Here is a 23,793-nt window from a genome sequence, read left to right as displayed (position 1 = left end):
GGCATCGGCAGAACGGGGTACCGGCATCTAGTCGCCCTTGGTTCCGTCAAAGGCCGTAGCTGCGGACTTTTCCACGGCAGGCGCGTTGGCATCCGAGGCCTTCTTGGCGTTGAACTTCTTCTGCCGCGGGTCAAAGGCATCGCGCAGTCCGTCGCCAATGAAGTTGATGCTCAGGCAGATCAGCACGATGAACAGGCCCGGGAACCAGAACAGCCACGGCCTGGTGGCAAAGGCCTCCTGGTTCTGCGAAATAAGCAGCCCCAGGGACGTGTCCGGCGATTTGACGCCGACACCGAGGTAGCTCAATGCGGTTTCCAGCAGGATGGCAGCCGACATGGTCAGGGTGACGTTGACGATGAGCACGCCAACGGCGTTCGGCAGGATGTGCTTGAAGATGATCCGGGCGTTGCTGGCCCCCGAGATCCGCGCCGCGTCGACAAATTCACGCTCACGCAGGGTCAGGAACTCGCCGCGGACCAGCCGCGCCAGGCCGACCCAGCTGACGAGGCCGAGGAAGACGCCCAGCACGAGGATTCCGTTGGCGTTCGCGAAGGCGGCAAACATGCTGCCTTCGTCCCTGCGCCCGGCGATCTGGGCCACGACCGCGGCCAGAAGCAGGACGGGGATGATGATGATAACGTCCGTGATCCGCATCAGCACAGCTTCCACCCAACCCCGGAAGTAGCCGGCAAGGCCGCCGATGACGGCACCCAGGATCCCGGCGATGGCTCCAATGAGGATCATGATGGTGATGGACTGCTGCGCCCCGCGCATGGTCATGGCAAACAGGTCCCGGCCGATCCGGTCCTGCCCGAAGGGGTGTTCCCCCCAGGCGGGCGGCACCAGACCCGCCGTCGGTGCGCCGTCACCCACCAGCGGGGAAACATCCAGGTGGTTGTACTTCCACCAGCCGGGGATTCCTGCTACACCGACGGAGGTGAACGCCAGGATGAAAATGAGTGCGAAGACGGCGAGGCCGATCAGCGCACCGGTGTGGCCGAAGAACCGTTTCCGAACGATCTGCCCCTGGCTGAGTCCTGACGATTCGTGCTCCGGTGGAGCGTCTCCCGGCCCGCGCACGGCCTGCTGTGCCAGGATCTCCTCCTCTTGGGTTGGCTGGCTCATGCTTTTATCCTTACGCGGGGATCGAGTGCGGAATACGCCAGATCCGCTATCAAGTTGAAGACCATGGCGGTGACGGCCACGCAGACGAAGACGCCCATGACCGGGTTCGGGTCGATGTGGGTGATGCCGTCCAGGAACAGGAAACCCATCCCCCGGACGGAGAACACGCTCTCCGTGATGACGGCGCCGCCGATCAGGGCGCCGATGTCGAAGGCGACAATTGTGGCAATCGGTATCAACGCGTTGCGGAAGGCATGGCCCATGATGACCGACCGTTCGGAGAGGCCCTTGGCCCGGGCGGTGCGGATGTAGTCCATGTTCATGATTTCCAGCATCGATGACCGGGTGAACCGTGTGTAACTCGCCAGCGACACGAGGATCAGGGCAATGGTTGGCAGAATCAGGTGCGTGAAGGTGTCGGTTCCCAGCACCCAGAAGTCACCTTCGATATTCGGGGTGCCGGCGCCGATCGTGGCAATCGGACGCCCCCTGACGCGGCTGTTGCTGAAATATGAAGGCCAGGCCTGCATAAAACGGTCCATCACGACGAGACCGCCCACGAGGAACGCGGTGATGCCCGCCACCCTCATCGATTGCCCGCGGTCGTAACCGCCCATGAAGTACCCCACAGCGACGCCGACCAGCACCGTGGCGAGTCCCAACAGGGCAATCATCAGCGCCGTAGCCTGGTCGAGTAGGGGCTGCACGGCGAAGTAGGCGATGACGCCCAGGGCCACGACGATGAGGGACGACTGCAGGGCCCGGCGGTTCCGCAGCCCCGCGACAAGCACCGTCACGGCCACCGCAATGCCGGCTCCCGCCACCGCAATCACGACCGGGCCCAGGCCCGGAGTCTTGAACCATTGCGTGGCGGAAAAATAGATAAGGATGAGCGTGACAGCGGCAAAAACCGCCCCGCCCGTGATGAGCCGCCGCCGCAGCTCGCCTCCCACGGCCACCGCGACGAGCAGCCCGGCGACGGCGCCGACCCCCAGCGCTGTGGGGAGGGGTATTTCCGGGTTCCGCAGGAAGTCGTTGAAGCCGATGGCGCCGTACTCCTTGAGGAGCACCGCGACCCAGAAAATCGGGAGCGAGAAGAAGAGGAAGGCCATGAAGGTCACGCCGTAGTCCAGCGCGCTGTACTGCCGGAGGGCCGTGACGATTCCCAGTGAGATACCGATCAGGATGGCCAGGATGGTGGCTCCGGTGACAAGCGTCAGGGTCTGCACGAGTGCTATCCCCAGCGCTTCGGTAATCGGTTGTCCCGAGACGCTCTTGCCCAGGTCACAGGTACCGGCAAACGGAACGAGGCACTGGGCAGCCCCGGCCAGCCACTTGAAATACCGGATGGGGGCGGGGGTGTCAAGGTCCAGCAGTTCCGTGCGGGCGTTCATCAGCTGCTGTTTGTTGGGGGCGTTGCTGGCCCGCAGATCAGCCAGCGGGTCACCTGACGACGCCGTCAAGAGATAGACGAGAAAGGACGCTCCCAGAAGGATCAGTGCGGCAGTGACGAGCCGCCTGACGATGTAGGTCACCATTGTGTATAAGCCTCGGGATCCAGGTCCGGGTCATCCGGGCCAATCGCAGAATCGCGCCGGGCTCCGCGGTCTTCTCAGGACTGGAGCCGGCAAAGGTACCGGTGGGTAGCCAGAAGGCGCCGGGGCCATGGATCTCGGCCCCGGCGCCCCCCGGCTAGGCGATGCGCTCGCTCAGTGTCGGATCACTTCCGGGACCAGTCCCAGACGTTCCACCAGACTCCGGTCTGGTTCGGCATTGCGGTCACGCCGCTGATCTGGTCAGAGGATGCCTTGACATCCGGCGACTGGAACAGCGGAACGCCGTAAGCGGACTTCCAGATGGTCGCGTCGATCTTCGTTTGAAGCTCATCCTGCTTGGCTTTGTCCGTCGTGACGATCAGCTCGTCCATGGCCTTGTCCGCATCTGCATCGGAGAAGCCGTTGTAGTTCGACCCACCACCAGTCTTGAAGATCTGGGGCGTACCCGAGACCCCAACACCCGAGTTGATCCAGCCAAAGATCGTCGCGTCATAGGATCCGTCGCCAAGGCTCGAGCTCCAGTCCGCCTTCCCCAGTCCGCCGTCGACGATCTTGAAGCCGGCTTTCGTGGCGGATTCGCGGATCAGTGAGTAGGCATCGACCCGGTTGGGATTGTCCTTGTTGTACATGATGCGAATCTCGGGGGTAGCGCCGTTGAGGAGCTTCTTGGCCCCATCGACATCGACATCCTGGTACATCGAGGATCCGTTCTTTGCCGCGGAGTCAGCGTACGCAGCCTGGGCCGGCACAAAGATCTGCGAATCGAGCGGCTTGGCCTGGGGATCGATCTTCTTGATGATCTTGTCCACAATGTCCTTGCGGGGAACAGTCTTCAGGAACGCTTCCCGGACGTTCTTCTCGGCCAGCGGACCAGAGAAGTTCAGGTCGAGGTGATCGTAGGAGAGCTGGTTGCCCAGGAGCAGGTTGACACCGGTGAGCGCCTTGAGCTGCTCCACCGTGTCCGCCGACGCCTGGGGGTTGATGATGTCCACTTCGCCGTTCTTGAGGGCCTGCACCTGGGCCGGCGCCGCGCCGATGGTACGGACGACGATCTCGTCCAGCTTCGGGGACGGGCCCCAGTTGTAGTCCTTGTTGCGGACCAGCGTCACGGACTGCTCCGGCACGACGGACTTGATGATGTAGGGACCGTTGGAGAGGTACAGGCTCGGATCGCTGGGCAGCGTCTTCGACTCAAACCCGGTGCTCCAGAAATCAGCGACGGCCTTCAGCGAGGCGTCCTCCGGCTTCGGCGCTTTGCTGTCACCACGCTTGAGTCCCTTGAGGAGATCTACCAGCGCCTGGGTATCCTTCAGGCCGGCCTGCTTTGCCACCACGTGGGCGGGAATGTCGACGCCGCCGTTACCGGGGAAGCTGTACGCCAGTTCCCAGTCGGCGTAGGGCTTGGAGTACTTCAGCGTCAGGCTTCGTCCGTCGGAACCCAACTCGGGGAAGTCCGTGAGGTTCAGCCCGGAGGTGTCTGCCGCGGTCTTGAAGTAGGTGGTGCCGGTCTTGGCCTCAGCATCGGCGTCATCGTAGTATCCGGAACCTGATGCCCAGGAGAGCAGGAGATCGGCGGCGCTCACCTGCGTTCCGTCGGACCACTTGACGCCTTCGTTGACCGTGTACTTCACGGTCAGCGGATTGTCCGAGACCTTCTCGTACTTGCCGAACTTTTCGTTCCTGACGATGTTCAGTTTGTCGTCGATGTAGATGAAGCTTGAGTGGGTGGCGTAGCCGATGTGTCCGTTGACGTCTGAGTTGCCGTCTGCCGTCCCGGGATTGAAGCTGCTGAACCCGTTGGTTTCGGCAACGGCGACTGATCCGCCCTGCTGGCCACCTGCCGCAGCAGTCGACGAGGTTGACCCGCCGCTGGTGCCGGCGCAGGCGCTAAGGGCCAGGGCAGCTGCTGCTGCCACGCCCACTGCTTGGGAAATACGACCGAATCGCATTCCGCCTCCTTGTTTCTGTGGTGTCGATGAGACCGGGGCCAAAGGCCCCGGACAGACGCCCACACTCCCCCAGCGGCAGTGTGGCCCGTCTCACATGGGATGAAGCGTAAACCCAAAGTGATCAGAGCGCGAGGAAAGTTGACCAGCTGTAAAGTTTGTTATCGAGCTGCAACGTTCGAGCGCGGAGCTGCGCCCAATTCCGCACCGGATAGTGACATGGCGCGGGACGGCGGATATTACGCCAGCTCAGGAAAGGCTTCGATCCGGAAAGGTCGGGCTTTTCGAGTTAATCGTGAATTACACAATGAATTTCAGAGAGCCGTCAGAAGTTGAGCTAAATTCAGCGGCGTCGCCGTCCTGCGAACTTTCACGATTCGCGCGTCCTCCCGCGCGTCGTCGTCGTCCTCAGCAGTGCCGTTTCGTGCCCGACGCCGAGAAACGCCTCCGCGCGGCGCCGGTGGTCCTCCCGCGTTTTCGGGTCCATGTTTTCTAGCTGGGAGATGACCATTCGCATGCGCGGGTTTGCTTCCAGGACCGCGCGGTGATCCTCGATGAACGTCCAGTACAGACCATCCCAATCAGGCATCCACTCCCCCGCGGGCAGGTCTGACATCTTCCGCAGGTAGTTGCTGCCCGACACATAGGGCTTTGTGGTGATCCCTTCCCCCGCGGCGAACTGGCTCATCGCGTAGACGTTGGGGACCATCACCCAGTCGTACGCGTCGATGAACAGCTCCATGAACCATTCGTAGACCCGATCGGGATGGATCCGCAGCAGGGACATGGCGTTGCCGAGCACCATCAGCCGCTCGATGTGGTGAGCGTACCCGGTGGCGAGCACGCGGGAGATGACCATGTCCACGGGCGCCAATCCGGTGGTCGCGTCCCACCAGCCGTCCCCGAGGGCGTGCTGGTGGCCGAGCCGGTTGGAGGTACGCATTTGGCGGCCGCTTGTTCGGTAGGTTGCGCGCATGTATTCCCGCCAGCCGATCACCTGCCGCACAAACCCCTCCACGGAGGCGAGCGGGGTGTTGTGATCGGCGCCGTCGAGCACCGTCCGCACGACGTCCCGCGGGTCCAGCAGTCCGACGTTCAGCGCGGCACTCAGCAGGCTGTGGGCGATGAACGGATGCGCCGTGGAGATCGCGTCCTCGTAGGGCCCGAACTCGTTCAGGCGTTCGCGGACAAACTCCTGCAGATGCTCCCGGGCTTCGTCACCGCTCGTCGGCCAGGAGAATAAACGGGGGTCACCCGGAGCGTCCGGGAACTCCGCACTGACCCAGGCGATCGCGAGGTCGACCTCGTGAGGTACCCCGTCACCAAGCTCGTCGGCGTCCGCCATCAGCGTTTCGATATCGAAGGTCCCCTCGCGCTGGAGGACGGGATGGCGCGCGAACCGGCCTACGACGTGGGGCGTGTAGCCGCGGGGCAGCTTCTTGCGGTTTTCGGCATCGAAGGACCACTTCCCACCGAGGGGTCCCCCGTCGTCGAGAAGGATGTTCAGCCGGCGGCGTTGCCACACGTAGAAGTCCTGCATGCGGGCGTCATGGTGCGAAAACCAGTCATCGATCTGGTCGCGGTCGGTGAGGAAGTTCGGAGTCTCCAGCACGTCTTTCTGGCGCATCTGATAGCCGCCGTCGAGGAGCCCCGCGAACAGATCCTGCTCAAGCCAGTCATCGACGACGTCGAACCAGGTCACCTGCGCCGGGTGACGGTTCCGGACGAACCCGGCGAGCTGATCGTGGGAGCTGTGGCCGGCGTCGCTGCTGAGGACTTCAACCTCGTAACCCTGCTCGCTCAGGCGGCGGGCGAAGCGGCTCATCGACGCGCGGTGCAGGACCAGTTTGTGGGAATGGAACGCGTACTGGCGGAAGAGAAGGTCATGCTCGATGAGCACGAACACGGTGCCGCCAGCCGCTTCGAGATGCTGGTCGAAGAGCTGATGCGGCAAGACGAGGCGCACACACGGGCCCGAATCCATTCCCTAACGATAGCGGTGCCGCCTTGGGCGACGAACCCCGACACACTAGACGTTGAGGCGGAACTCCACCACACGTTCCGTAGCCGAATCAGCGTGCCGCCCGCCCAAAACGATCTACTCCAGCACTGTGGCTAATGCCCACGCGACATGCAATGGACGTCTGACGCTTCAGGTCGGTTCCGAGCTTGAGCAAGGTGGCTTCGATGCCCCGGCCGTCAGCAATGAACCCACTTCGGAACCCATTAGACTCCTCAGCGCTCAGTTGCATCATCTCGGCCGAGCCTAGAAGGCGGTGCTGGGCAGATCCTTCTCGCCATCGACGATCGCGGTGAGGATCCGCGCTGCAACCATGTCTGGATCCAGCGCCGCTCCGAATCGCGGCGCCGACCCGGCGATCGGATGCTCGGACAGGGCGGTGCCCGTGTGGCCTGGGCGGGCGTCCACGATTCGGATGCCCGCGCGACGATACTCGCGCGCCGCTGCGACAACGAAGGCCGCGAGCCCAGCCTTCGACGCCGAGTATGCTGCCAGACCGGGCACGGGTGCCTCGGCGACAACGCCGCTCAGTGTGACCACGAAGGGCTCCCGGCCCTCACGTGCCGAGGCCGCGAGGTAGGGCTGGCTCTGGGCAATGAGCTGGATCGGACTGGTCGTGTTCACAGCGAATAGTTCGTCCACCGTGCCGGGTTCAAGGTCTGATGCGGCGCCGAAGGCGACGACCCCGGACGCAGCCACTAGCCCGTCGAGACGTCCGTGCTGCGCAATCGTGGCATCCAGCACCTCCCGGATCACGGAGGGTGCGCGCAGATCGTGCCCAGCAGACTTTGACGACCGGACGACGATGGCGCCGTTACTCTCCAGCTGAGCGGCAATGCGTGAACCGAGCCCGCCGGTGGCGCCGACCACCAGAACAACCGCACCCTGAAGAGTCGTCATGGGTCGATCCTAGGTCACGTGCTGCAGGTAGCCCAGCGCGGGGCGGTTTCCTGAGGCCGGAGCAATGGGATTCGGCCGCTTCACACAACGTTGAACCCGAGGTCCTGTACTTGGTCCTTCGTCAAGTAGTCGATGGCGTGGAGGCATGCCCGCTGATACGAGAGGTATGAGTCAAGGTAACGCTGTTCACCGTTCAGCGTTACCGAGGTGCCGGAGAACGCGAGCCATTGACTGAACTGTGGCTCGACGTTGCCGGCATGAAGATGGGAGCGCACACAAAAATAAACAGGACTAGGCGCTCAGTAGTGATAGCGCGTCTGGAGGATCACGAGGTCGTCAGCTTCGACGAGGTAGACCAGGCGATGCTCGTCGGTGATGCGCCGCGACCATGAACCCTGCGCACCGTATTTGAGTTGCTCGGGTTTCCCGATGCCGTCGAACGGATCACGCAGGCATGCGTCTATGAGCGTGTTGATTCGCTTGAGGATCCGTCGGTCCACCGCCTGCCAGTATGTGTAGTCTTCCCAGGCGGACGGGTCCCAGACCAAGCGCATTCAGTCCTCTCGGTCGAGCTCGTGGACCTCGGCCTGGCCTCCGCGTGCACGTTCGTAGGCGTCGAGCAGCCGGCGGGCGTTGGCAGGGGAACGGAACAAGTACGCGGTCTCCTGCCACGCGGCGTATTCGGCGGCAGGCATAAGGACAGCGTTACCCTTTCGGGAGACGATCTCAACAGCCTCGTGATCGTCGTTTATGCGCTCGATGAGTGGAAACAACGTCTTTCTCGCCTCACTGGCACTGATCGAAATGATGGCTCCCCTTCCGAAAAGTATGGTACGGGTTTATGGTACCACCGCGGCACGAGCTGATAAGTTGCCGGGCATTCAGCCGATCAGGTATGCGCATCCGCGCCCATCCGAGGCCAGCGCGTCAACGAAGATTCTTGGGTGAAGCCGTCTGGCTCCGGCGCCCGAAATGCGCGGGGAAGTGAGCTGCTGCAAAGAACGCCACGCCGTGTCGAGGTAGAGAAAGTCGCGCTCCGGCAGGGATTGCCGGAAGTCTGTGACGCCCATCGGGAAGCCCGGTTCGAGACCGCACGCATCCGCGTAGGGGTCCGATCCGATCACGGTGAAAGGGTCAGCCAGTGCTTTCCCCGTCTGATCGCTGTCGAACGCGTAAGCGTAGTACCTGATTCCCACACGACGATTCTGAGGCAGCACTTCGCTGAGCAGGCCATCTGCCTGCAATAATGTGGATAACTTGAGGCCCGAACCGGCCGTCGCCAGGTCATTCATCAATCTTCAACGTGTACTGACCTAGAGGTTGCTGGTGGGATGCCGATCTCCTCAACGTCATGGGTGCCGCAGCGCGTCTTTGTTGTCGTGGCGTGCTCGATGCGGCTCACGCGGAACCAGCGCATTTCGTTGCGTAGCTGGCACCAACCAATCAGATACCAATGGCCATTCGTTGAGGCGAAGATTACTGGTTCGACGTCCCTGGTGGTCTTATTGCCATCCTGTGCGGTGTAGCGGATGCGAACCACTTGTTGCTCAGACATCGCTTCCTCAAGGGCCGATCTGACGGCCCGTGTTCCAGGCTGATCCGCATTGACCCAGATGCGGCGTCCTAGTTCATCGACCTTTACTCGGGTCCGAGGATCAAGTACGTCCATGATCTTCCTGATGGCGACCGCGGCAAGATCAGCGTAAGGCGCATCAGGGGCAGCTGAAACCGCTGCAAGAAGAGCCACCGCTTGAGCGGGGGTCCGGCTCACAGGCGGGAGGTTAGCCTGGGTAGCCAGACCATATCCACCGCGAGGTCCCGGACGGGACCAGATCGGAGCCCCACTGTTCTCAAGCGCATCAATATCTCGCTTTATCGTGCGCACAGACACGCCGAACTCGTTGGCCAACCGGTCAGCCGTGCATCCACGAGACGCGCTGCGTCGCAGCATTTCCGACATTGCGTGGAGCCGCTCCACTCGCTTCATGTCTCCCACCCATCACTGATCCATGCCATAAATAGTGCCACACAGTTGTCCGAGAGGCGGGCGAAGATTGTGGCATGACAACAGACACAAGCAATCTGACGATCCTGCTGATTCCCGGCCACTGGCTGGGAGCATGGGCATGGGACGAAGTCCTGGAGCACCTAACATCCTTGGGCCACCGGGCGATCCCGCTGACCTTGCCCGGCCTCGACGAAACAGATACCGACCGGCTGTCCAGGACGCTGGACGAGCAGGCAGCGGCAATCGAACAGGCTGCCACTGGCAGCTCCGGGCCAGTGGTCATCGTGGCGCACAGCGGAGCCAACGCTCCGGTGAGTCTTGCGCTCGATCGGTACCCCGAGCTGTTCAGCCGTGTGATCTGGGTTGACAGCGGCCCGGCAACGTCCGGCGTCGCCTCTGCCCCCGACTTCCCAGAGGATATGGAGGGACTCTCGCTGCCACCCTTCGAGCTGCTCGAGGAGCAGGCCAGCATCGAGGGCCTGAGCGCCATAGTACTTGAGCGGTTCCGGGAACGCGCAGTGTCCGAGCCCGGAACTGTCCTTCGTCAGATCGTGCAACTCACAAATGACGCACGCTTCGACTTACCCACCACCTTCGTTTGCTGCTCAATTCCGAGTTCGCAGGTAATCGAACTGGTCAAGGCCGGTCATCCCATGTTCGCCGAGGTTGCCAATCTCAAGAACGTTCACTACGTCGACCTTCCGACGGGCCACTGGCCTATGTGGAGTCGCCCATCCGACCTCGCTCACATACTTGCATCGGAATCCTCAACCAACTGATACAGCACGCATCTTCCATCCAGTGCTATGCATTGATCTGGCACTCCACCAGTTCGCAGCCAGCCGTACGGTGGAAAAAGCGATGGCCGCTAAGAACACAAGTTCTTAGCGGCCATCGAAAAGGTCTGAGTGAGTCAGTACCTAGACATTGAAGCGGAACTCCACCACGTCGCCGTCGGCCATGACGTATTCCTTGCCTTCGATCCGGACCTTGCCGCGGGACTTGGCCTCGGCCATGGATCCGGCTTCGATCAGATCATCGAAGGACACCACTTCAGCCTTGATGAACCCGCGCTGGAAATCGGAGTGGATCACCCCGGCTGCCTGCGGCGCCGTGTCACCCTGGTGGATGGTCCAGGCGCGGGTTTCCTTGGGTCCTGCCGTCAGATAGGTCTGCAGCCCGAGGGTGTGGAATCCAACGCGGGCCAGCTGGTCCAGCCCGGACTCGTCCTGGCCGTTCATTTCCAGCATCTCGCGGGCCTCTTCCTCGTCCAGCTCGACGAGATCGGACTCGAGCTTGGCATCGAGGAAGATGGCATCCGCCGGGGCTACCATGGCCCGCAGTTCTACCTGCTTCTCGGTGCTGCCGAGGATGGCTTCGTCGGCGTTGAAAACATAGATGAACGGCTTGGCCGTCAGCAGGCTGAGTTCCTTGAGGTGCTCCATCTCCAGCTTGTCGCTCTTGATCGAGGAGAAGATGGTGTCGCCGCGTTCCAGCACGGTCTGGGCAGCCAGGATGGCCGCCAGTTCCGCGGCTGCCCGCTTCTTGATCTTCACTTCTTTTTCGATCCGGGGAATCGCTTTTTCGATCGTCTGGAGGTCGGCCAGGATCAGCTCGGTGTTGATGGTTTCCATATCCGAGCGGGGATCCACTTTGCCGTCAACGTGGATGACATCGGGGTCATCGAACACACGGACCACCTGCGCGATCGCCTCGGCCTCGCGGATGTTGGCGAGGAACTTGTTGCCCAGGCCTTCGCCCTCCGACGCACCCTTGACAATGCCCGCGATGTCAACAAATGACACGGGGGCGGGCAGCAGGCGCTGCGAGCCGAAGACAGCGGCGAGTTTAGCCAGCCGGTGGTCAGGCAGGTTCACGACGCCGACATTGGGCTCGATCGTGGCGAACGGGTAGTTCGCTGCGAGCACCTGATTGCGGGTCAGTGCGTTGAAAAGTGTTGATTTGCCGACGTTGGGCAGTCCGACGATGCCAATAGTAAGAGCCACGAGCATAGATTCTACCCGCTGCAGCTGCGGGTCGCCGCGGCGGCGGGGTCCACCGGCCGGTTCGCTGCCTGCAGGGCGTCGGGCCAAAACTGTCGCAGGGGCATGCCAGAGTGAAGGCATGGACGCTTTTGCAATAATTCTTGCCCTGCTCATGCTGCTCGCCGGCGCCGTTGCCGGCGCCGTTTTCGCGTACGTCCTGCTCCGCCGCCGCAGTGTGGCCGTGGAACAGGACTTCGACGCCGTATCCGCCCGGCTGTCCGACGTCAGCGCCCAGTTCGCGGCGGCCGACGCCGAGCGGCGCCTTCTCGCGGCGCAGAACCGGGAGCTGGGCGAGTCACGGAGCCAGGACGGGAGCGTGCTGCGTGCTTTGGCCCCGGTGGCCGAGAAGCTCACCGCGGTCCAGCACCAGGTCTCGCTGCTGGAACGGGACCGGCTGGAGCAGTACGGCCAGCTTGCCCAGCAGCTGCAGGAGGCCCGGCTGTCCGATGAACAGCTGCTGCGCTCAACGCATGCCCTGGAGTCCGCTTTGCGGTCCAACAGTGCCCGCGGCCAGTGGGGCGAAGTCCAGTTGCGCCGGGTGGTCGAGGCTGCCGGGATGCTCCGCCACGTCGATTTCCACGAACAGCTGCACAGCACCGGCACTGACAACAGCGTCCGGCCCGACCTCGTGGTCCAGCTTCCCGGCCAGAAGCAGCTCGTGGTCGACGCCAAGGTCCCGCTCGCGTCCTACCTTGCCGCCCAGGAACTCGGCGCCGGCGGCAGCCGCCAGGCCGGCCAGCACCAGGGCGCCTCCTCCGGCAGCCAGCAGGCACACCTGCAGGCGCATGCCAAGGCCCTGAAGGCCCATGTGGACGCGCTGAGCAACAAGAAGTACTGGGACATCCCGGGCAACTCCCCTGAGCTTGTGGTCTGCTTCCTGCCGGCGGAGTCGATCCTGGCGGCCGCACTCTCGGCGGACCCGGCCCTGCTGGACTATGCCTTGTCGAAAAACGTGGTGCTCGCCTCGCCCGGGACGCTGCTGGCAGTGCTCAAATCGGTTGCGTTCACGTGGCGCCAGGACGTCCTGACGGACAGCGCCCGGGAGCTCTTCGAACTGGCCCACCAGCTCTACGAGCGGATGGGAACCCTGGGCGAGAACGTCACCAAGCTGGGCGCCTCGCTCAAGACCTCCGTGGACCGCTACAACTCGATGGTCGGTACGCTCGAGGCACGGGTCCTGCCGACCGCCCGGAAGCTCAACGCCCTCGACGCGGAAGGGCTGACCACGCCTGTGTCCGTCGAGGTCACGCCACGCTCGGTGGCGGCCCCGGAACTCCAGCCGTGGAGCGGGTCAGCAGTGGAGTCCGGGGCCGGATCCCTGGCCGAATCCGGGAGCGCGTCCGGAGAGTCCGCGGCCTAGGTATGAGTCCGCGGCCTAGGCCGGCCGGCTCAGGAGGTCTGGGCCGGGCGCGCACCGCGGCCGCCGAGGGCGCGGGTGACATCGCCGGCCTGTTTCAGCGTCGCCCGGAGCTCCTTCGGCAGCGAGAACAGCAGGTCCTCTTCAGCCGTGACGACTTCTTCGACGGAGCCGTAGCCGTAGTCGGCCAGCAGCCGCAGCACGTCCTTGACCAGGACTTCGGGGACGGAGGCACCCGAGGTCACGCCGACGGTGGCGACGCCCTCGAACCAGGCCTCGTCGACCTCGTTGGCGAAGTCCACGCGGTAGGAGGCCTTCGCGCCGTATTCCAGCGCCACCTCCACCAGCCGGACGGAGTTGGAGGAGTTGGCGGATCCGACGACGATGACGAGGTCGGCATGGGGTGAGATTTTCTTGATGGCCACCTGGCGATTGGTGGTCGCGTAGCAAATGTCGTCGCTGGGCGGATCCTGCAGGGTCGGGAAACGCTCCTTGAGGAGCCGGACCGTCTCCATGGTCTCGTCCACGCTGAGGGTGGTCTGGGAGAGCCAGATGACCTTCTCGGGGTCCCGGACGGTGACCTTGTCCACCTCGTGCGGGCCGTTGATGATCTGGATGTGTTCGGGGGCCTCACCGGCGGTTCCTTCGACTTCCTCATGGCCGTCGTGGCCAATCAGCAGGATGTCGAAATCGTCCTTCGCGAAGCGCACCGCTTCCTTGTGCACCTTGGTCACGAGCGGGCAGGTCGCGTCGATGGTCCGCAGGCCGCGGTCCTCCGCGGACTGGACCACCGCGGGCGAGACCCCGTGCGCGGAGAAAATCACGAGCGCCCCCTCGGGGACCTCGTCGGTTTCCTCAACGAAGATGGCGCCCTTCTCCTCAAGCGAGCTGACCACGTGGACATTGTGGACGATCTGCTTGCGCACGTAGACCGGCGGGCCGTAGTGCTCCAGGGCTTTTTCCACCGCGATGACGGCCCGGTCGACGCCGGCGCAGTAGCCGCGCGGGGCTGCGAGCAGCACCTTTTTCGGACCGGACACGGGCGCCGCTGCCAGCACCTCCGCCGGAGTACGCCGACGGCGGGGAACGGTGGGCATCGGAATGGAAACAGCGGTGGTGGTCATCCCCCAATCCTACCGGTGCTGAATGCGCCCCCGTTGAGGGTCCTCAGGCGCGGCGGCGTCCCCCGACGGTGCGCAGCACGAGGCCAAGGACAAGGAGGAGCGCGCCCACCACCGCGGCAGCCAGGACCCATTGCCCGTAGCTCGCTGATGCTGCGGCGACGAACTCGCGCTTGAAGAGTTCAGCGACCTGGTTGCCGCTCCTGGTCCGGGCCACCACTCCCCCGGCGGCGTCGGTTGCCAGCTTCCAGCCCCCGGCGAGCACGAGGGCCCCGGCGCCTATGCCGACCAGGACAGTCCACCGGCGGCGGGCGGCAACAAATGCGAGTGCAAAGGCAACGAGGGCACCAACACCCACGGCGTAGCCCATCGGCGCGAGGGCGGACACCTGCTCAACGAGCTGCCTGTGGTTGGCCTGCCCGATGTTGATCAGCACCTGATCGGGGCCACGAAGGGGAAGGGAGGTTGCATCGGCTACCTGTTTGGCCACCAGCCCGACCAGCGGGGCGACGTCGAGGGTCAGTGCGGAGACGCCGTCGGCCCCCGGCGGCAGGGTACTGGGGTCCGCGAAACTCAGCCGGTGGCTCTTGCGCAGGGTCTCAGTCCACGCCTGCGGGTAGCCGGGCAGGCTGCTCAGGGACGTTGCCGCGCGGTCCAGGATCGGTCGGACGAGGTCAGTCACGGCCGCCGGCATCCGGTCCGAGCCGAGGCTGCCGACGGCGGTCGATGCCAGCCTCTGCTGGAACGCCGGATCCTGGCCAAGCGGACCGGTCAGTGCCACGAAGCCGTCTTCTTGGACGATATTGCGGTCCACCCACATGGCCGGCACCGCGACGGCAGCCATGAAAAGCCCGATGAGCACGGCCAAGGCAGAGACAAAAGTGCGCAAAAGTAAATCCTAGGTTGGGGGCTTTTGGGATAGCGCCATTCTACGGGGGCGGGCCGGGGATCAATAAAGTCCGGCCCTGGTGGTAAAGCTTTGGATAGAGTTGAAACGGACAGCCCACGGCTGCCCGCAGCAGCATCCGGCACCAGCGGCACCAGCAGACAAGAGGACAACCAGAGACATGCACAACGCAATCTCCGCCACGGGGTACCGGCGTGTCTGAGGACGTCGCTGCCGCCACGACCGTTCCGGCCACGACCGTTCCGGCCACGGCCGCCGAAACCAGCCCGGACAACCCGTGGCCGTTGCAGCTGTTGTCGCAGAAACTCAGGATGCACATCGACCGGGCCCCCTCGGCCTGGGTCGAGGGCCAGGTCATCGAGCTGAACCGGCGGGGGAACAACGCCTACCTGACACTGCGCGACATCGACGCAGAGATCTCCCTCCCGGCGTCCGTCTGGACCAAAGTGCTGGACCGCCAGGAGAGCCCGCTGGAACGCGGTTCCCGCGTGGTGGCTCTGCTCAAGGCCGAATTCTGGCTGAAGACCGGCCGGCTGAGCATGTCCGTGAAAGACATTCGTCCGGTGGGGCTTGGGGACCTTCTGGCCCGGATCGAGCGCCTCCGCCACGCCCTCGCAGCCGAGGGCCTGTTCTCCGACGCCCGCAAGAAGCGCCTGCCCCTGCTCCCCCACCGGATCGGCCTGATTACCGGCCGGGACTCGGATGCCAAGAAGGACGTGCTGCGCAATGCGGCACTGCGCTGGCCCGCGGTCGAATTCGAAATCCGCGAGGTGGCGGTCCAGGGCAACACCGCCGTCGCGCAGCTCCTGGGCGCATTGCGGGAGCTTGATGCCCATCCCGAGGTGGACGTGATCGTGATAGCCCGCGGCGGCGGTGCACTCGAGGACCTGCTGCCGTTCAGCAATGAGGAGCTCATCCGTGCCGTCGCAGATGCCGTGACGCCCGTGGTCAGCGCGATCGGCCATGAGGCGGACCGGCCGATCCTGGACGATGTGGCGGACCTCCGCGCCTCGACCCCCACCGATGCTGCCAAGCGGATCGTCCCCGACGTCGTGGAAGAGCTCGCCCGCGTGCGGCAGGCCCGGGACCAGCTCCGGCGCGGAGTCACCCGCCTGGTGGATCGGGAAACGGACAGGCTGGCCTCGCTGCGCTCACGGCCGGTGCTGGCCGCCCCCGAAGTTATGGTCACCGGTCGGCACGACGACGTCGAACGGCTCAAGATCCGCGCGCACTCTGCGCTCACCATGGCGGTAGCCAGAGCCGCTGACCAGCTGGACCATCTCAAGGCGCAGGTCCGGGCGCTCTCCCCGCAGCAAACGCTGGACCGCGGCTACGCCGTCGTGCAGCTCACCGACGGCGGGTCGGCTCCCGGCACCCACCGGGACGTCGTGCGGCATCCGTCCCAGGCGCCGTCGGGTACCAGCTTGAGCATCAGGGTGGCCGGGGGCCGGTTCGCCGCGCAGTCCACCGGCGGCCAGGAACCCACGGACGGCTGACCTGCGGTACCCGCCCGGTGCGCGGACACGTCGAACACCTCAGCATTGCCCGCCCCACCATTCCACCAAACGCCAGGTCCCAGGAGACCAAGACAGGAGCACCACATGGCAGCAGAAGCCAACCCGAACGCCGACATCGAGGCCCTCAGCTACGAGGACGCCCGCGAGCAGCTCATGGGCGTCGTCAGCAAGCTGGAGGCCGGCGGTGCCAGCCTGGAGGAGTCTCTGGCGCTGTGGGAGCGCGGCGAGGGGCTGGCGAAGCGCTGCGAGCAGTGGCTGGAGGGTGCCCGCAAACGCCTGGCCGCCGCCCGCGACCGTCCCGCCCAGGATGGCTAGCCGCGGCGCGGCGGCGGCAGCCGGTCAGGAGCGCTCGACCAGTTCCCGTTCCATCCCGACGTCAAGGTCCGGAACCGGCCACTGCAGCTTGAGACCCTCCATGGCTTCGAGCAGCAGCTGCTGGACGGCGATCCGGGCGTACCACTTTTTGTTGGCCGGGACGACATGCCACGGGGCGACTTCGGTTCCCGTCTTCTCGAAAGCCTTCTGGTAGGCGTCCATGTAGTCACTCCAGAACGCGCGTTCCTTGAGGTCGTTGCTGCTGTATTTCCAGAGCTTTTCCGGCTCGTCCAGCCGCGCGAGCAGCCGTTGCTTCTGCTCGTCGCGGCTGATGTGGAGCATGACTTTGACGATCTTGGTGCCGGCCGCCGTCTGCCGGGCCTCGAATTCGTTGATCGCGTTGTACCGGCGCTCAAGTTCCGTCGGATCCGCCCAGCGGTGGACGCGGTGGATCAGGACGTCCTCGTAATGCGAGCGGTCGAAGACGCCCACCATGCCGGCAGCCGGCACTTCCTTCTCAATCCGCCACAGGAAGTCGTAGGACTTCTCGTCCGGCGTGGGTGCCTTGAAGGACTTGAGTTGGACACCCTGCGGGTTCATGGCGCCCATAACGTGCGAAACGATCCCTCCCTTGCCGGCCGTGTCCATGGCCTGCAGGACCATCAGGATGCGCTTGGTGCCACCGAAGCGGGACTCGGCGAAGAGCTGATCCTGCAGGGTGGTCAGCTTGCCATCGAGCTCGTCCAGGAGCGCTTCGCCGTCGTTCTTGTCCCCCGGGTAGCCCGGCGTGGAGTCCGGGTCGCAGTCCGCAAGCTTGAATCCTTTGCCGGCCAACAGGGTCTCGGCGGGGTGCTGCTTGAATTTCACAACGTCTGTCATGGGAAGCCTCTCCGGTTATCTGCAGCTTCTGCGCGGGTCAGTCCCCGAACCCCGCTGCTCGCCTCAGGCTAGTTCCCCTTGTACCTGCTCAGGAAGTCCGCCATGCGGTTGATGGCCTCTTCGAGGTCCTTCACCAGCGGCAGCGTGACCATGCGGAAGTGGTCCGGGCGGACCCAGTTGAAGGCCCGGCCGTGCGAGACCAGGATCTTCTGCTCGCGCAGCAGGTCAAGCACGAACTTCTCGTCGTCGCGGATGCGGTAAACCTCTGGATCCAGCTTCGGGAAGAGGTACATGGCGCCCCGGGCCTGCTGCGTACTGACGCCGGGGATGGCGTTGAGCATGTCATAGGCCTTGTTCCGCTGCTCGAGCAGGCGCCCCCCTGGGAGGATGAGGTCGTTGATGCTCTGGTACCCGCCCAGCGCCGTCTGGATCGCGTGCTGCGCCGGGACGTTGGCGCACAGGCGCATGTTGGCGAGCAGGCTGATCCCCTCGAGGTAGTCAGCTGCGTCTTTCTTCGGCCCGGAAATGGCCATCCAGCCGGCCCGGTAGCCGCACACCCGGTAGGCCTTGGACAGCCCGCTGAAGGTCAGGCACAGGACGTCGTCGCCAGTCAGGCTGGCCATGTTCACGTGAACGGCGTCCTCATAGAGGATCTTCTCGTAAATCTCGTCGGCGAAGAGCACCAGGCCGTGCTTCTCCGCCAGGGCCACGATCTTCTTCAGCGTGGCCTCCGGATAGACGGCTCCCGTGGGGTTGTTCGGGTTGATCACCACGATTCCCTTGGTGCGCGGGGTGATCTTCGCCTCAAGGTCCTCAAGATCCGGCTGCCAGCCGGATTCCTCGTCGCAAAGGTAGTGAACGGGCCTGCCGCCGGCCAGTGCCACGGACGCGGTCCACAGCGGGTAGTCGGGTGTGGGGATGAGGACCTCATCGCCGTCGTCCAGCAGGGCCATGAGCGACATCGTGATGAGCTCGCTGACGCCGTTGCCCAGGTAAATGTCATCCACGTGGATGTTCTGGATTCCGCGCGTCTGGTAGTACTGCGAGACGGCAGTGCGGGCGGAGAAGATGCCGCGGGAATCGCTGTAGCCCTGCGCGTGCGGCAAGTGTCGGATCATGTCCACCAGGATCGCGTCCGGCGCCTCAAACCCGAACGGCGCCGGGTTCCCGATGTTCAGCTTGAGGATACGGTGACCCTCCGCCTCCATCTGCTGGGCGGCCTGGAGGATCGGTCCACGGATGTCGTAAAGGACATTATGAAGCTTGGTGGACTGCTTGAATTCTGCCATCCATCAAATATGCCATATGGCGGATGGACTTCCGCGGAGACATGTCTCACAGGCCTTTCCAGGCGTCACAGGCCCGGCACTGGACCCCGGGAAAGCGCGACGGCGGCTGCCGGCCCCGCCTACAGGGCAGGATCCGGCAGCCGCCGTCGTACGTCAGAGAGCCCGGGAATTGCCCCTTACTTGACCAGTCCCTTGTCCTTGAGCCATGCGGCCGCTGCGTCCTTGGGGTTCTGCTTCTGGCTGCCGCTGACGGCGCGGTTGAGGTTGATCAGGTCCTCGGTGGTGAGGATCTTGGAAACGGAGTTCAGGGCCTCCTTGGCCTTGTCCGTCATCTTGGCGCTGCTGTAAAGCGGGAGTACCTGCTGGGCGATGAAGTTGTTCTTCGGGTCCGCCAGCACCACGAGGTCGTTGTCCGCGATGGACGGGGTGGTGGTGTAGATATCAGCCACCTGGACCTGGTCCGAGAGCAGGGCCTTCAGCGTGACGGCACCGCCGCCGTCGCTGAACGGTTCAAGCTTCTTGGGCACGCAGTTGTAGTTCTTCTTCAGGCCCGGCAGGCCGTAGGCGCGCTCGGCGAAGGTTGCCGGGGCGCCCACCACGAACTCGCTGCAGACTTTGGCCATGTCCTCAATGGACTTCAGCTGATACTTCTCCGCCGTGGCCTTGGTGACCACCATCGCGTCCTTGTCCTCGGCCTTGGACGCGTCAAGCACGGCCAGGCCCTGGGGCAGCTTGCCTGGCAGCGCCTTGGCAATGTCCTCCGCCGAGACCGCCGTGGCTCCCTTGTCGACGTGCAGCAGCAGGTTGCCGCTGTAGTCGGGGATAACATCCACGGAGCCGTCCTGGACGGCCTTGAAGTACACCTCACGGGACCCGATGTTCGGCTTGGTGCTCGCGGTGACACCGGCTGCGTTGAGCGCGCCGGCGTAGACCTCGGCGATGATCTGGCTCTCGGGGAAATCGGCGGAACCGACCACCAGCGCAGAACCGGAAGCGGCTCCGCTGCTGGCCGGGGCCGAACTCAGCGGGTTGGATGAGCCGCCGCAGGCGGACAGTGCCAGCGCCACGCCCACGCCGGCGGCCAGGCCGCCGAATGCGCGCCTGCCGAGGGCTCGTTGGTTGGATTCCTTCATGGTGTACCTCCTTGAACAACAGTCTCCGCAAGTGCGGGATCTGTGAGATCAACTGCAGCCTGCTGGCTGCGGTTTGGCTGGGACGAGGCGCCCCGGGACAGGAACAGCCTCTGGATAAGGGCAAGAACAAGGTCGACGGCGATGGCGAGACCCGCGATCAGCAGGGATCCGCCCAGCATCTGCGGGAAATCGGAAAGCACCAGGCCGTCGAAGAGGTAGCGGCCCAGGCCGCCCAGGTTGATGTAGGCCACCACCGAGACGGTGGCGATCACCTGCAGCGCCCCGGTCCGGAACCCGCCGTACATGACGGGCAGGGCGTTGGGGAATTCCGCGCGGAAGAGCACCTGCATCTCCGTCATGCCCATGGCGCGGGCGGCGTCCACCACGTTCCGGTCGACGCTGGAGATCCCGGCGTAGGTGCCGGCCAGCAGGGGCGGGACCGTCAGGATCACCAGCGCCCAGATCGGCGGCATCAGCCCGATGCCGGCCAACAGGACGAAGAGGGTGAGCATGCCGAGGGTGGGCAGGGCACGCAGCGCGCCGGCGAGTGCCACGATCGCCACCCGCCCGCGGCCGGTGTGGCCCACGAAGAGCCCCACCGGCACGGCGATGGCCATCGCGATGAGCATCACCAGGCCCGTGTAGAGCAGGTGCTCGGCGAGGCGTACCGGAATCCCGGCGCTGCCGGACCAGTTCGCAGGATCGGCGAGCCAGGCAAATGTCTCGGTGACGACGTTGCTCATGCGGTGCCCCCTCCGGCCTGGGTAGTTGAAAGCCGCAGCGCCGCGGCGGTGGGGTCAGCCTTCGCGTGGCCGGCGCCCGCATCGGTGCCCGCCCCCGGGGTGGCGCCGGCGCGGGTCCACGGGGTCAGCAGCCGTTCGAGCAGGACGAGGACGGCGTCCATGATGAGCGCGAGAATCAGGATCGCGATGATGCCCACCACCACCTCGGTGACGAAATCACGTTGCAGGCCGGAGGTGAAGAGCATTCCGAGATTGCCGATGCCGAGCAGTGCCGCGACGCTGACCAGCGAGATGTTGCTGACGGAGACCACGCGCAGCCCGGCGAACAGCACCGGCAGGGACAGCGGCAAATCGACCTGCAGGAAGCGGGCCAAGGGTTTGAAGCCCATGGCGGCGGCTGCCTGCCGGAGGTCCTCGTCCACAGAGTCGAAGGCATCCAGCGTGGCGCGCACCAGCAGGGCGACGGCATAGATGGTCAATGCCACGACCACGTTGACGGGATCGAGGATCCGGGTTCCGAGGATGGTCGGCAGGATGATGAAAAGCGCCAGGGACGGGATCGTGTACAGCAGCGAGGAGCCGGTGAGCACCACGGACCGGAGCCCCGGGTTCAGCCGGGCCAGCTGGGCCAGCGGGACGGCTATGAGCACCCCGAAGATCATCGGCAGAATGGCGAGGGCCAGGTGCTGGCCTGCCAGGCTGAAGACTTGCGCGCTGTTGGCCAGGAACCACTCCATCAGCGCACGCCTTGCCGGACGTGACGGTTCGACTCGATCACCGCGAGGACTTCGGCCGCGGCGAAAACCCCGGCCGCACAGCCGTGTTCGTCGACCGCGACGCCAAGTCCCGACGGCGAGGACAGGGCGGCGTCCAGGGCACGGCGGAGCGTGTCCCCCGTGCGGAACAGGGAGCCACCGGGAACCATGACCGGGCCTGCTCCGGCTTCAGCGACCGGACCGGCCCAGCCCAGGGGACGGAGCGCGTCGTCGACCACCAACTGCCAGTCCCCGGAGCTACCCTCCTGCCGGAGCTGGTCCGGCGTGACGGTGCGGACGGGGTGGATGGTCACGCCGTCGGACGGGCTGAAGCCCAGGTGCCTGAACCCGCGGTCCCGGCCCACGAAGGATGCCACGAAGTCATTGGCCGGCGCCCGCAGGATCTCGTCCGGGGCGGCGTACTGCGCCAGCTTGCCGCCGAGGCCGAACACGGCCACCCTGTCCCCCAGAATCGTGGCCTCGTCGATGTCGTGGGTCACGAAGACAATGGTTTTGGCGAGGTCGCGCTGGAGCCGGAGGAGTTCCTGCTGCAGCTCGTCCCGGACCACCGGGTCCACGGCGCTGAAGGGCTCGTCCATGAGCAGCACGGGCGGATCGGCGGCGAGGGCCCGCGCCACGCCGACGCGCTGCTGCTGGCCGCCGGACAGCTGGGAGGGGTAGCGCTTGCCCAACGCGGAAGCCAGGCCGACGACGTCGAGCAGCTCCTCAGCGCGCCGGCGCGCGTCGGTCTTGGAGACTCCGTTGAGCCGGGGCACCGTGGCAATATTGTCCAGGACCGAACGGTGCGGCATGAGTCCGGAGGATTGCATGACGTAGCCCATGGAGCGCCGCAGTTTCGCGGCCGGGACCGACGTGACGTCCTCGCCGCCCAACGTGATGGTTCCCGAGGTCGGCTCGACCATGCGGTTGATCATCCGCAGCGACGTGGTCTTCCCGCAGCCCGAGGGCCCGACAAAAACGGTGATGGCCCCCTTGTCGATGGACATGGTCAGGTCATCGACGGCGGCTTGCCCGCCCTGGTACTGCTTGGTGACGCTCTGGAACTCGATCATGGCTTCAGCCATTTCCGGGCTTACCTAACTGTTGACGGCAACATCGGACGGTCCAGCCAACTGATCATAGGCACGGTGATTTTTGGCTGTAAAGCGGTAGACCCCAGCGTAGCCAGCAGCCACCCCAAAAACCGGGGAACTTGCCGGTGGCGCCGCGGCCAACGTTGGGATTCGTAGGCAACCGCGTTTTGGATGGGTGCCGCGGCGAAAATACTTCCGCCGCGGCCGTACTTCCGGTTCAGCTATGCCGCCGGCCGCCCCCTTTGGCCCCGCCGCGGCCGTTTCCGCCGGGCTTCGCCCCCTGTTCCTCGGCCCGCTCGAGGCCGTACCTTGCGGCCGAGCGCTGGCTCTTGGCGGCTGCCGTGATCTTCTGGTGCCATTCCCGTTGGTAGGCCCGGCGGGCGGCCGCGTCGTGGCGCCGGTTCAGGGCGGCGAGTTCGCGCTGCAGCTTCAGGTAGCTAGCCCAGCGGCGGTCATCGAGCGAACCGTCCGCGAGCGCTGCCTGCACCGCGCAGCCGGGCTCGCGGCCGTGCGCGCAGTCGGAGAACCGGCACTGCCCGGCGAGTTCCGCCAGATCGCCGAAGATCTCCTCCATCCCGTCGTCGGCGTCGAACAGCCCGAAGCCGCGCACTCCCGGCGTATCCATCAGGACTGCCCCGCCCGGCAGCGGAACCAGTTCGCGGGAGGTGGTGGTGTGTTTGCCCTTGCCGTCGCCGGCCCGGACAGGTCCGGTGTCCTGGGCCTCATAGCCGACGAGGGCGTTGATGAGCGTGGATTTGCCCGCGCCTGAAGGTCCCAGCAGCACGAGCGTGCCGCCGGTGGGCAGGTGGCCGAGCAGCTCATCGAGGCCGTCGCCCTGTTCGGCCGAGGTGGTCACCACCGCGACGCCTGCGGCCTGGAGCATGACCTGCCCGACGACGTCGTCCGCCGCATCGGCGAGGTCGGCTTTTGTGATGATGACCAGCGGCACGGCCCCGGAGTCCCACGCGGCCACGAGCGTGCGCTCGAGCCGGTTGTGGGTGAGCGGCCGGTCCACCGGCACCACGACGCCGACGATGTCCATGTTGGCGCCGAGCACCTGTGCCGCCGACGAGGCGTCGAAGG

23 protein-coding genes and 1 pseudogene are annotated in these 23,793 nt (G+C 65.0%); 4 read left to right on the top strand and 20 right to left on the bottom strand.

What is annotated here, in order from left to right:
* Positions 1–27: 27 nt before the first annotated feature.
* From BJG92_RS04090 to BJG92_RS04045, 10 genes and pseudogenes are all read right to left on the bottom strand, one after another.
* Positions 28–1,125: an ABC transporter permease gene (locus BJG92_RS04090; protein WP_232082745.1), complete on the bottom strand. Its 1,098-nt coding sequence runs from the start codon at positions 1,123–1,125 to the stop codon at positions 28–30.
* Positions 1,122–2,663 (bottom strand): ABC transporter permease, encoded by a 1,542-nt coding sequence (locus tag BJG92_RS04085; RefSeq protein ID WP_232082744.1) that lies wholly within the window; start codon positions 2,661–2,663, stop codon positions 1,122–1,124. The genes BJG92_RS04090 and BJG92_RS04085 overlap by 4 nt, the downstream gene beginning before the upstream one ends.
* Before the next feature lie 182 nt (positions 2,664–2,845).
* Positions 2,846–4,630 (bottom strand): ABC transporter family substrate-binding protein, encoded by a 1,785-nt coding sequence (locus tag BJG92_RS04080; protein WP_232082743.1) that lies wholly within the window; start codon positions 4,628–4,630, stop codon positions 2,846–2,848.
* Between the two features lie 367 nt (positions 4,631–4,997).
* Positions 4,998–6,611: a cryptochrome/photolyase family protein gene (locus BJG92_RS04075; protein ID WP_232082742.1), complete on the bottom strand. Its 1,614-nt coding sequence runs from the start codon at positions 6,609–6,611 to the stop codon at positions 4,998–5,000.
* 282 nt (positions 6,612–6,893) lie between these two features.
* Positions 6,894–7,547, bottom strand: coding sequence for an SDR family oxidoreductase (locus tag BJG92_RS04070; RefSeq protein WP_232082741.1), 654 nt, complete (start codon positions 7,545–7,547; stop codon positions 6,894–6,896).
* Between the two features lie 116 nt (positions 7,548–7,663).
* Positions 7,664–7,801: pseudogene (locus tag BJG92_RS04065) on the bottom strand (acetamidase/formamidase family protein); the annotation flags it as partial.
* A 45-nt stretch (positions 7,802–7,846) separates the two neighbouring features.
* A complete protein-coding gene (locus BJG92_RS04060; RefSeq protein WP_232082740.1) occupies positions 7,847–8,101 on the bottom strand; it encodes a Txe/YoeB family addiction module toxin in 255 nt (84 codons plus the stop codon).
* Positions 8,102–8,353: a type II toxin-antitoxin system Phd/YefM family antitoxin gene (locus tag BJG92_RS04055; RefSeq protein WP_232082766.1), complete on the bottom strand. Its 252-nt coding sequence runs from the start codon at positions 8,351–8,353 to the stop codon at positions 8,102–8,104. It lies immediately after the preceding gene.
* A gap of 75 nt (positions 8,354–8,428) precedes the next feature.
* Positions 8,429–8,842, bottom strand: a complete 414-nt coding sequence (locus BJG92_RS04050; protein ID WP_232082739.1) for a hypothetical protein — start codon at positions 8,840–8,842, stop codon at positions 8,429–8,431.
* Positions 8,839–9,534 (bottom strand): YafY family protein, encoded by a 696-nt coding sequence (locus tag BJG92_RS04045; protein WP_232082765.1) that lies wholly within the window; start codon positions 9,532–9,534, stop codon positions 8,839–8,841. The genes BJG92_RS04050 and BJG92_RS04045 overlap by 4 nt, the downstream gene beginning before the upstream one ends.
* Before the next feature lie 74 nt (positions 9,535–9,608).
* Between BJG92_RS04045 and BJG92_RS04040 the strand changes: the two genes are divergently transcribed.
* Entirely contained in the window at positions 9,609–10,334 is a 726-nt protein-coding gene (locus tag BJG92_RS04040; RefSeq protein ID WP_232082738.1) for an alpha/beta fold hydrolase, read from the top strand.
* A 141-nt stretch (positions 10,335–10,475) separates the two neighbouring features.
* Here BJG92_RS04040 and ychF read toward each other — a convergent pair whose 3' ends face one another.
* Complete coding sequence (gene ychF, locus BJG92_RS04035; RefSeq protein ID WP_232082737.1) at positions 10,476–11,561, bottom strand: redox-regulated ATPase YchF; 1,086 nt, start codon at positions 11,559–11,561, stop codon at positions 10,476–10,478.
* Between the two features lie 118 nt (positions 11,562–11,679).
* Here ychF and BJG92_RS04030 point away from each other — a divergent pair, with 118 nt between their 5' ends.
* Complete coding sequence (locus tag BJG92_RS04030; protein WP_232082736.1) at positions 11,680–12,960, top strand: DNA recombination protein RmuC; 1,281 nt, start codon at positions 11,680–11,682, stop codon at positions 12,958–12,960.
* Between the two features lie 29 nt (positions 12,961–12,989).
* On the opposite strand, the gene BJG92_RS04025 is transcribed toward BJG92_RS04030, so the two are convergent.
* Complete coding sequence (locus BJG92_RS04025) at positions 12,990–14,081, bottom strand: 4-hydroxy-3-methylbut-2-enyl diphosphate reductase (RefSeq protein WP_232082735.1); 1,092 nt, start codon at positions 14,079–14,081, stop codon at positions 12,990–12,992.
* Positions 14,082–14,124: 43 nt separating this feature from the next.
* Positions 14,125–14,967 (bottom strand): hypothetical protein, encoded by an 843-nt coding sequence (locus tag BJG92_RS04020; RefSeq protein ID WP_232082734.1) that lies wholly within the window; start codon positions 14,965–14,967, stop codon positions 14,125–14,127.
* A 212-nt stretch (positions 14,968–15,179) separates the two neighbouring features.
* Here BJG92_RS04020 and xseA point away from each other — a divergent pair, with 212 nt between their 5' ends.
* Together xseA and BJG92_RS04010 are read left to right on the top strand one after the other, a co-directional pair.
* Complete coding sequence (xseA, locus tag BJG92_RS04015) at positions 15,180–16,481, top strand: exodeoxyribonuclease VII large subunit (protein ID WP_232082733.1); 1,302 nt, start codon at positions 15,180–15,182, stop codon at positions 16,479–16,481.
* Positions 16,482–16,586: 105 nt separating this feature from the next.
* Complete coding sequence (locus tag BJG92_RS04010) at positions 16,587–16,817, top strand: exodeoxyribonuclease VII small subunit (RefSeq protein WP_232082732.1); 231 nt, start codon at positions 16,587–16,589, stop codon at positions 16,815–16,817.
* A 24-nt stretch (positions 16,818–16,841) separates the two neighbouring features.
* Here the strand turns inward: BJG92_RS04010 and BJG92_RS04005 are convergent, their stop codons facing one another.
* The 7 genes from BJG92_RS04005 to rsgA all read right to left on the bottom strand — a co-directional run.
* Positions 16,842–17,696: a polyphosphate kinase 2 family protein gene (locus tag BJG92_RS04005; protein ID WP_232082731.1), complete on the bottom strand. Its 855-nt coding sequence runs from the start codon at positions 17,694–17,696 to the stop codon at positions 16,842–16,844.
* A 68-nt stretch (positions 17,697–17,764) separates the two neighbouring features.
* Positions 17,765–18,985, bottom strand: a complete 1,221-nt coding sequence (locus BJG92_RS04000) for a pyridoxal phosphate-dependent aminotransferase (protein ID WP_232082730.1) — start codon at positions 18,983–18,985, stop codon at positions 17,765–17,767.
* A gap of 176 nt (positions 18,986–19,161) precedes the next feature.
* Positions 19,162–20,118 carry an ABC transporter substrate-binding protein gene (locus tag BJG92_RS03995; RefSeq protein ID WP_232082729.1) on the bottom strand — a complete coding sequence of 319 codons (957 nt, stop codon included), beginning with the start codon at positions 20,116–20,118 and terminating at the stop codon, positions 19,162–19,164.
* Positions 20,115–20,861, bottom strand: a complete 747-nt coding sequence (locus BJG92_RS03990) for an ABC transporter permease (RefSeq protein WP_232082728.1) — start codon at positions 20,859–20,861, stop codon at positions 20,115–20,117. The genes BJG92_RS03995 and BJG92_RS03990 overlap by 4 nt, the downstream gene beginning before the upstream one ends.
* Positions 20,858–21,598, bottom strand: a complete 741-nt coding sequence (locus BJG92_RS03985; protein WP_232082727.1) for an ABC transporter permease — start codon at positions 21,596–21,598, stop codon at positions 20,858–20,860. Before BJG92_RS03985 ends, BJG92_RS03990 begins: the two co-directional genes overlap by 4 nt.
* A complete protein-coding gene (locus BJG92_RS03980; protein ID WP_269461713.1) occupies positions 21,598–22,701 on the bottom strand; it encodes an ABC transporter ATP-binding protein in 1,104 nt (367 codons plus the stop codon). Before BJG92_RS03980 ends, BJG92_RS03985 begins: the two co-directional genes overlap by 1 nt.
* Positions 22,702–22,927: 226 nt before the next feature.
* Positions 22,928–23,793, bottom strand: an 866-nt coding sequence (gene rsgA / locus BJG92_RS03975; RefSeq protein WP_232082726.1) for a ribosome small subunit-dependent GTPase A, incomplete at its 5' end; no start/stop codon positions are given.

The sequence above is a fragment of the Arthrobacter sp. SO5 genome, assembly GCF_020532805.1.
In the GTDB taxonomy this organism is placed as follows: Bacteria; Actinomycetota; Actinomycetes; order Actinomycetales; family Micrococcaceae; genus Arthrobacter.
Note: the sequence above shows the minus strand (reverse complement) of the source record. Positions and strands in the feature narration are given on the sequence as shown.